General features: G+C 25.3%; 9 protein-coding genes. 3 read left to right on the top strand and 6 right to left on the bottom strand.

Annotation, left to right across the window (positions count from 1 at the left end; translation table 11 throughout):
* Positions 1 to 482: 482 nt before the first annotated feature.
* The 6 genes from KGF46_RS02830 to KGF46_RS02805 form a co-directional block, all read right to left on the bottom strand.
* Positions 483 to 1,751 (bottom strand): hypothetical protein, encoded by a 1,269-nt coding sequence (locus tag KGF46_RS02830; RefSeq protein WP_227861787.1) that lies wholly within the window; start codon positions 1,749 to 1,751, stop codon positions 483 to 485.
* An 11-nt stretch (positions 1,752 to 1,762) separates the two neighbouring features.
* Positions 1,763 to 2,575 (bottom strand): hypothetical protein, encoded by an 813-nt coding sequence (locus KGF46_RS02825; RefSeq protein WP_227827467.1) that lies wholly within the window; start codon positions 2,573 to 2,575, stop codon positions 1,763 to 1,765.
* Between the two features lie 8 nt (positions 2,576 to 2,583).
* Positions 2,584 to 3,795 carry a hypothetical protein gene (locus KGF46_RS02820; protein WP_227861786.1) on the bottom strand — a complete coding sequence of 404 codons (1,212 nt, stop codon included), beginning with the start codon at positions 3,793 to 3,795 and terminating at the stop codon, positions 2,584 to 2,586.
* Between the two features lie 10 nt (positions 3,796 to 3,805).
* A complete protein-coding gene (locus KGF46_RS02815; RefSeq protein ID WP_227827465.1) occupies positions 3,806 to 4,630 on the bottom strand; it encodes an ABC transporter permease in 825 nt (274 codons plus the stop codon).
* A complete protein-coding gene (locus tag KGF46_RS02810; RefSeq protein ID WP_227861785.1) occupies positions 4,623 to 5,339 on the bottom strand; it encodes an ABC transporter ATP-binding protein in 717 nt (238 codons plus the stop codon). Before KGF46_RS02810 ends, KGF46_RS02815 begins: the two co-directional genes overlap by 8 nt.
* A gap of 72 nt (positions 5,340 to 5,411) precedes the next feature.
* Entirely contained in the window at positions 5,412 to 5,768 is a 357-nt protein-coding gene (locus tag KGF46_RS02805; RefSeq protein WP_227433053.1) for a GntR family transcriptional regulator, read from the bottom strand.
* A gap of 357 nt (positions 5,769 to 6,125) precedes the next feature.
* On the opposite strand from KGF46_RS02805, the gene KGF46_RS02800 reads away from it, so the two are divergent.
* The 3 genes from KGF46_RS02800 to KGF46_RS02790 are packed head-to-tail and all read left to right on the top strand — an operon-like array spanning position 6,126 to position 8,293.
* Positions 6,126 to 6,584 carry a GyrI-like domain-containing protein gene (locus KGF46_RS02800; RefSeq protein WP_227827463.1) on the top strand — a complete coding sequence of 153 codons (459 nt, stop codon included), beginning with the start codon at positions 6,126 to 6,128 and terminating at the stop codon, positions 6,582 to 6,584.
* A gap of 3 nt (positions 6,585 to 6,587) precedes the next feature.
* Positions 6,588 to 7,550, top strand: coding sequence for an ABC transporter ATP-binding protein (locus tag KGF46_RS02795; protein ID WP_227840905.1), 963 nt, complete (start codon positions 6,588 to 6,590; stop codon positions 7,548 to 7,550).
* A complete protein-coding gene (locus KGF46_RS02790) occupies positions 7,544 to 8,293 on the top strand; it encodes an ABC transporter permease (protein WP_227840906.1) in 750 nt (249 codons plus the stop codon). The genes KGF46_RS02795 and KGF46_RS02790 overlap by 7 nt, the downstream gene beginning before the upstream one ends.
* Positions 8,294 to 8,471 lie beyond the last annotated feature (178 nt).

The raw sequence follows: 8,471 nt of genomic DNA, 5'->3' as shown, positions 1-8,471 counted from the left end.
TAGCTTTAGGGGTTTCCAGCAATTCAAGTAGTATTGGATAGGTTCTATCCTATCTCTACATATAAGTTTCCCTATATGCTGACTATTTTAGCTACTAACTCATGACTAAAGTCACGAGTGTGCGTAGCTATTTTTTAATCAATTAAATTTCCTGCTTTTATATACTTTTTGCTCATTTTTAAATTCTCCCCCTTTTCAAGTATAATGTATTATTTATCTATTATTTTTAATATTCTAATAATTAATTTTACCACTATATTACTATCATTTCAAATTTAAGTGAATTAAATATCGAATTAAATTAAAGTATATTAGAATATTTATAATATGTAAAAAATATTATTCAGATTGCTTTTATATCAAAGATAAAAATAAGACAAGATAATCAAAATATACGTATAATTATCTTGCCTTATTTTTATTTATTCATTTTTATATAATAAAAGTATACCAATCTAAAGTTATAAGATTAATACTATTATTTAATTTGCTACAAAAAACAACTTGTCTTGTAAACTTACATCTCCATTTATCAATTCAGCTTCATATACTGTTTTTTTAAGACTCATATCAAATACTTGAAATTTTATTGGTTTAGTTCCAACTATATCAGAAGTAACTCCACTTCCTTTTTTCTCTCCTGAAATATTTTCCTTTACACTTGAAATAGAATATATTTTATCATCTAGCAACTTAACTTTTCTAACACCAGATAACGCTTCATCATAATTTACTTTTAAATTAAGCCTTTCATAATCTTCTAAATTAATCTCATTGGAATCAACACTATAAACAAGATTAATTATAGAACGACTTTTATCTGTAACTATAATATTTAGTTTGTTATCTCTAACAATATAGTCTAACTTTGTTTTACTTAATAAACCCCTTTCCCTTTGGTCAGCATTTTTTTCTTTATTTAAATTATCCATAAACTTATTACTTTTATTGAAAGAATTCTCTTCTATATCATATACAATAAAATCTGAATAATTATCATGACCTTCAATGTCACCATTTATATCTTTGTTATTTAACCTCTCCAAATAAAGTTTAGTTCCAATAGAAAATTTAATCTCGTTAATACTCTGTTGGTATTTGCTTTGCGAATTTAAATTAAATCTATTTAATAATTTATAGGATTTATTTTTTATGTCTATCTTTAATATACAAATATTATTGACTGTAGCACCTGAAACATTGGTTTCACTAATCACCATATATAAATTTCCCCTATATATTTGGTTAAAAACAGTTCGCCAGCTATTTTCTTTAAAATCAGATTTTTTTAAATCAATATCAAAATTTTCTTCTAAATCACTTTTTAAATTTTTATTTGAAACTTTTATATAATCATTTAAATTGTTTCTTTCATGTACTGAATTAGACTTAGTAGAAGTATATGCTACACCTATATTCAAATCATCTTTATATATAAATTCGCTTCCTTTATCATCAATAAAATCGCTGTATTTCTTATCAATATGCAAATAATCATTTCCAATTTTAGTTTTAGGATTTGTATCATTTCTTGTCCCATTTTTACTTATGATTACTTCTTCATAAGTATATTTACTTATATTAGGTGTATATACTAAACTCACTCTTCCTATATCCTTTATATTGCCATTTAAAGTTCTTATAGATAATTTATTTTTATTAAGATAACTCAATATCAAAGCCATAATAATCATTGATAAACATACTGTTATAAAACATATTGTATATTTTCCTAATTTCTTTTCTCTCATATATACACCTCCTAAAAGTCAATTTTATTATTTAAAAGTTTATTAGACACAAAACTACATACAAATATACTCACACTTGAATATACTACAGTAAATACATTACTATATTCATAAGGTATAATAAATTCTACAAGAATTATAAATATTAGAATTTCTATAACTAAAAATAGAAAACTCATTAAAGCCCTCATCTTATACACAGATTTATTTATAAGAATTGATGTAAATACTACACATATAACTCCTATTAGTAAAAATACATATTCTACTAATAAGTTCTCAAAGCTGTATGGAAGTAAAATATTTAACTTATATATTGTTTCTTGTACAAAATTATAGTTTGTAATACTACCAAGCATATAATTCGGTAGTATCTTACTTGCAATAAATAAAGTTATAGTAAATAATATCGTGTAGCTATACACTAGAAACAATACATTTAATAATTTAGATATATAAATATTAATTTTATTTTTAGGAAGCATCATAAGTGTATATATAGATTTACTTTTCATATCAAAATCTCTATACCAAATAAAGAAAGCATAACAAATACACACAAATATACCAAACAAAAAACATGATTGTATAGAACCCATTATGTTTCCAAAACTTGAAAATCCCATGACACTTACTGTTTCTATTGTCTTTCCTACTTTTGATAACTGCTCAGTTTTTACTGCATTCTCTATTATATAATTATAATCATTTAAATTTTTCACTAGATTTAAAAATACAATCGAACAGCAACAAATGATTATAAATATATAATTTTTTATGTTTCTTTTTAAATCAAACTCAAATAACTTCATTAAATCTCTCATCAATTCACCTACTTTATTCCAAATTCTAAATTGCTATTTGAACTATTAAACTGTAATTCTCCCTTATACACTATTTCTTTCGAATTTTTATTTATTATATATAGGATAGTCTTATTGTCCCAAGGTAGTACGGGATTTATTTTTGATGTACATACAATGATTTTATTTGAATCAATTTCAATGTTTCTAATGCTTCTTTCTTCTTTTTCATCCAAAACATATTTATCTTCAACTAAACCGCCATCTAGTATGTTATAAGTTATTAAATTTATCTCTTTACTTTTATTGGCATTATCTCTTTCTGACATTATCATATATAATTTACTATCTTTTAGCTTTGCTTTTTCCAAAGACATTCTATCATAACTTTTTAATTCTATTATGTTATCTTTATTCTCTTCAACATTATACTCAAGTAAATTTAGCTTAGAAGCAACATCGTCCCATGTATTTGCATTTATTGCTTCTATCAAAATATACATTTTATCTCCATCTTTACTAGAATAACTTACATCAATACTTTGTATATTGTTGTATTTTTCAAAAAGATACTTGCTTATATTTATACTTTTTATCGTCTCTATTTTTTTATTTTTAGTATTAATCTTTATTATATCTATAGTACTCAAAGCTTCTTCATCTTTTTCTGATGAGTCACTTGGAGCATAAAGCACAGACACATATAAGTCTTTTTTGTATCTTTTTGATGATAGTACTTTTACATGATACTCATCGATATCTTTATCTACTTTATATCTCGTTCTTATAAAGTTGTTCATATCTAGTTTTTCATATTCAATTTTTTTATCACTTCCTTCTGACATAAATACACCTTTTTCTAGGTCTTCTTTTTTCTCATCTATGACAAAATTTATCCCTCTTGAATTAAATTTAGAATCATCATTTATTTCAAAACCAACATGAGCTATTGAATCTAAACCACTAGAGACATCGATTAGATTATTCGTATTCTCACTCTCTTTTATTGATTTTAATAATTCTGTTTTTTTAGTTTTATTACTTCCATTTATTATATATCTTGAATTTATATATCCATTAAAATCATATCCAAAATCTATGTTTATATAGTCCAATTCATCTGGGTCACCTTTTATAGTTTTTATACTTAAATTGTTTTCATTGTTCAATATGTCTATACTAAAATATATTACTACTGCTAAAAATATAATAAGTATAGATACTTTAGATTTTAATTTCATGACACACCTCCTAAACAGACAACTTCTTATTTATTAAAAAATAAGAGATTCCATTTAAAATAAACATTATAACTATAAAACTTAATACATAATTACCTAAAGAATTAAGTTGTGTTCCAACAAATCCATAATACTTTCTAAACAAACTAATTATATTTATATACACTGTTGAAAAATATAGCCCTGCCAAAATTATCAAGGTAATTAAAATCACATAAAGTTTACCTCTGTAAGAAAATGTGAATAATATACAACAATTTAAAAAAGAAATAGCTAAAAGCAGTAAAATCACATAAATTGTTATAAAAGAAACAAAATCGATTGGAATACTTTTTAAATTTAAATAATATAAATCCTGAGCAAAGGACATATTAACTATTGGAATATTTCTAAAAATAAAATTAAATATATATTTACATATAAATAATGTTGCTATCTGACTTATCAAAAAACCATATACCATTGTTATCAAAGCTATTGACTTAGATATGCAAAGCTTAAATTTATCCTGCGGTAACATCATTAAAGTATAAATACTTTGATTTTTAGAAAAGAAATCTCTTTTCCACATAAAAATATAGTATGTAAACATTCCCAATATTCCGTACAGTAAAATTATTTGGATACATCTAAGATTCCCAATTACACCTATTCCATAAAATACACCTCCAAAATCCTCTATTGCTAAGTTTATAATAAATTTAGAGTTCTTAAATTTAATAATTTCAAATAAATTTAAACACAGTGTAATTAAAGATAAAAAAGATATATAAGCTATATAAAATCTCTTATTTCTCCTTAAATCTACATTTATTAGACATAGAAGCTTATTCATTCTTATATACCTCCCTCATTTTATCTAATATAGACTTACCCTCTCTTTCTCTTAAATCTTCTGCATTAAATGATGTTATTATTTTACCTTCATCAAGAATTATAACTTCATCAACTAGGCTTTCTATTTCTACTATCTCATGAGTTGTTATAATAATAGCTTGATTTTCTTTCATATATTGTGCTATTACCCCTATAAATTCTTCTCTTTTAAACAAGTCAATCCCTGTGAATGGTTCATCAAGTAATATATAGTCTGGGTCTTGACAAAATCCAAGTATTAATTTTACTCTTGCAATATTTCCTTTAGATAAATTGTCAATTACTTCATTTTCATTCAGTTTAAATATATCCATCATTTCTTTTGATTTTTCTTTATTCCATCTTGGATAAAAAATTTCCATAAATTCAAATGACTCTTTTATTGTTGTATTACTAAAGTGAGATTCTACATCTGGAACAAATGCAAGTTTATTATATATGTTTTTATTCATTTTTTCTCCATCCATTAAAATCTCTCCACTGTCAATTTTTATAAGTCCTGCTATTGCTTTTAATACTGTTGACTTACCAACACCATTTATCCCAAGTAAAGCTGTTATTTTTCCTTTTTCAATATTGAAGCTTACATTCTTTAAAGCCTCTATTTTTTTTACTTTTAGCCCTTGCATTCTTTTATATGTTTTACTTACATTTTTAATTTCTATCATATTAGTGTCCTCCATATTTAATATGCTTGTACAATTAACCTTATAAGTTAAGTGTTTATATTTATTAAAAAACTAATATCTATCTTCTATTATCTTTAAAACTTCTTCTTTAGTAACATTTATCGCCTTCATATCTTCTATAAATACAACTAAAGATTCATTTATTAGCTCTAGTTTTAGATTTTTTAATATATTTTCATCAACTGTCACGCTACTCTGATAGTTTTTAAAAGTATTTATTATATTCATATCACCCATCTCCTTATATGCTCTTTGAACAGTATTTAAATTTACTTTTAAATTAAGTGCCATTTCTCTTCTTGATGGTATTGTTTCTCCTGGTTTTAATTCTCCGGTTACTATTTGTCTCTTTATATGCTTTATTATTTGCAAATAAATGGGAGATGTATTATCTAATTCAAAATTCATACTTCCTCCTATTCTAGTGTATTAATACGATAATACACTTTTTCTAAAAAAATACATTCCTACTTTAAATTTCATTTTATATTTCATTAAGTGTATTATACGATTAATACACTTGATTTGTAAACACTTTTTTATAAATTCTTTGATTTTAATTTATTAAATCATTGAAATCAAAATTCAAATAATAAGTTTACAAAATCGAGCATCAAATGAGAGGATATATATTTTATGTTATGTTAGACTTGAAAACAAGCAAACAAGGTAAGGTTATCTCATCAACGAATCAAAAATCTTATATTGTACTAATACTTAATGGATTAATGAAACCATTATAAACATACTTAGGGAGGAAAACAAATGAATTATAAAATTGAAATTAAAAACATCGAATCAGTCACAGCAGCTACTATGAGTTACAATGGACCTATGACTGAAGCAACAAAATATTTTCCAAATGTATTTAAATCTATAAAAGGAAAATCAAATGGTGCACCATTCTTCTGCTACCATAATGTTGACCAAGAAACTGGCATAGGAAAAATGGAGTTATGTGTACCAACTGCTGAAACTCCAAATCGTATGGGTGTAACAATAAAAGAGTTTCCTAAAACAAAAGCTTTGTTTTTTACCCACATGGGTTCATATAGTAATTTGCCAAAAACATATGAAATGATATTTAAATATATTCATGAAAATAATCTAACGATACAAACTCCTTGGAGAGAAGTATTTATTAAAGGACCAGGTATGCTAATAAAAGGTAATCCAGATAAATATATTACAGAAATCATATTTCCACTTAAAGAGGAGGAATAATATATGTTGGCAATCGAAATCAACAATTTAGTAAAAGAATATAAAAATGGTGTAAAAGCTTTAAATGGTCTAAGTTTTAGTGTAAAGGCTGGAGAAATCTTTTCTTTGCTTGGTCCAAATGGTGCTGGTAAATCTTCGCTTATCAATATTTTGACCACTTTTTACAAACCTACAGCTGGTAATGTAACAATGTTTGGAAAAGACTTAATAAATAATCCATCTTGGATACGCACTCAAATTGCTTGTGTAGCACAACAAATATCTATTGATGAACACCTGTCTCTTATGGAAAACATGCTATTCCAAAGTAAAATGTATAAAGTGGAACCACAAGTTGCAAAAGAAAGAATAAACTCTTTAATTGAAAAATTTGAGTTAACTAGTTACTTAAAGTATCCTACCTCATCTTATTCTGGTGGAGTAAAACGTAGATTAGATATAGCTATGAATATGGTGTCATCTCCTAAAATTCTATTTTTAGATGAACCTACTGTTGGTATGGATGTAGATTCAAGAAAAGCTATGTGGGATATGCTACTAAAAATTAGAGATGAATATGGTACAACTATTTTTCTAACTACTCATTATCTTGAAGAAGCTGAACAACTAAGTGATAATATCTGTATTATGAAAAATGGAAAAGATTTGGCACAAGGAACACCATCTAGTTTGCGTAGTTATATTAAGCAAAACATACTTCGTATCGTATTTCATGATAATGAAGATATAAAAAAATATAAAAATGATATTAAAAATACTTGCTTAGTTAAATTTATGAATGTACGAGGAAATTCACTTTTTATAAGTGTAGAAGATAGTAGAACTGCACTTACTTCAATAAATAAATTTCTTTTAGAGCATAATATAAAGTTTGATGCAATAGAAATTGTAGAACCAAGTCTTGAAGATGTTTTTTTAGCATTAACAAGTTCTAAAAAGGATTCAAAGGAGGAATGGAAATGTTAAATATCTTATGGCGTAATATGAAATGGCGTTTTAAAAATCCAATTTCATTTGTAGTTACTATATTACAACCTCTTCTTTGGCTTGTACTTTATAGCTCTGTCGCAAACCAAACTATGAGTGATATGAATATTGATAATTATACAGCTTTTATACTTCCAGGTATAATTGTATTGGTTATCTTTTCATCATGTAGTAGTGGTGGTATCATCAATTTTATAATGAAAAATAGCGGAAGTTTTTATAGAGTTTTAATTGCACCTATTAGTAGATATTCCATTGTCTTTGGTCAGTTACTAGAAGCTATCCTAGTGTCTTTTATTGAAGTAGCAATTTTATGCATAGTAAGCATATTCTTTTCAGTAAAAATAGCATCTGGTATTGGTGGAATTGCTATAATGATAGTATTGATATTTATGACAGCCTTTTTTTTATCAAGTCTTGCTTATGCTATAAGCCTATTATTACCAAATGAAATAATTTATGAAACAATTATGACTGCCATTGTACTTCCTATTTTCTTTTTAAGCTCTGCTCTCTTCCCTGTTGAAGATTTATCTGGAGGATTAAAAATAGCAGTTATGCTCAATCCATTTACCCATGTTATTAATACTTTACGTAGCCTAATATTTGGTAAAACTATTCTGGTTGGAGATATACTACCTGTTATAGTGTTATTTTTAATATTATGTTGTGGAAGTTTCGCACTTGCTATGTGGAGACTAAAAAAAGAAATGGTAAGTTAATTTTTGAAGATAATGTGTGTAGATTTGTAAAAAACTAATCTATTATATATACACTAAAGATACACTAAAAAAGGTGGTGTTCCAAAATGATTAATTAAAATCATTTTGAGACACTACCTTTATAATTCATGCTACTTAAGTGTATATTTATAAATTTATACAAGAAACTATAAACTAA

The organism is Clostridioides sp. ZZV14-6153 (assembly GCF_020657855.1).
GTDB lineage: Bacteria > Bacillota > Clostridia > Peptostreptococcales > Peptostreptococcaceae > Clostridioides.
This window is presented reverse-complemented; position numbering and strand designations above follow the sequence as displayed.

Coding starts and splice junctions, on each gene's coding strand:
- KGF46_RS02800 (WP_227827463.1), top strand. CDS start 6,126: ATGAATTATAAAATTGAAATTAAAAACATCGAATCAGTCACAGCAGCT.
- KGF46_RS02830 (WP_227861787.1), bottom strand. CDS start 1,751: ATGAGAGAAAAGAAATTAGGAAAATATACAATATGTTTTATAACAGTA.
- KGF46_RS02805 (WP_227433053.1), bottom strand. CDS start 5,768: ATGAATTTTGAATTAGATAATACATCTCCCATTTATTTGCAAATAATA.
- KGF46_RS02795 (WP_227840905.1), top strand. CDS start 6,588: ATGTTGGCAATCGAAATCAACAATTTAGTAAAAGAATATAAAAATGGT.
- KGF46_RS02810 (WP_227861785.1), bottom strand. CDS start 5,339: ATGATAGAAATTAAAAATGTAAGTAAAACATATAAAAGAATGCAAGGG.
- KGF46_RS02790 (WP_227840906.1), top strand. CDS start 7,544: ATGTTAAATATCTTATGGCGTAATATGAAATGGCGTTTTAAAAATCCA.
- KGF46_RS02825 (WP_227827467.1), bottom strand. CDS start 2,575: ATGAGAGATTTAATGAAGTTATTTGAGTTTGATTTAAAAAGAAACATA.
- KGF46_RS02815 (WP_227827465.1), bottom strand. CDS start 4,630: ATGAATAAGCTTCTATGTCTAATAAATGTAGATTTAAGGAGAAATAAG.
- KGF46_RS02820 (WP_227861786.1), bottom strand. CDS start 3,795: ATGAAATTAAAATCTAAAGTATCTATACTTATTATATTTTTAGCAGTA.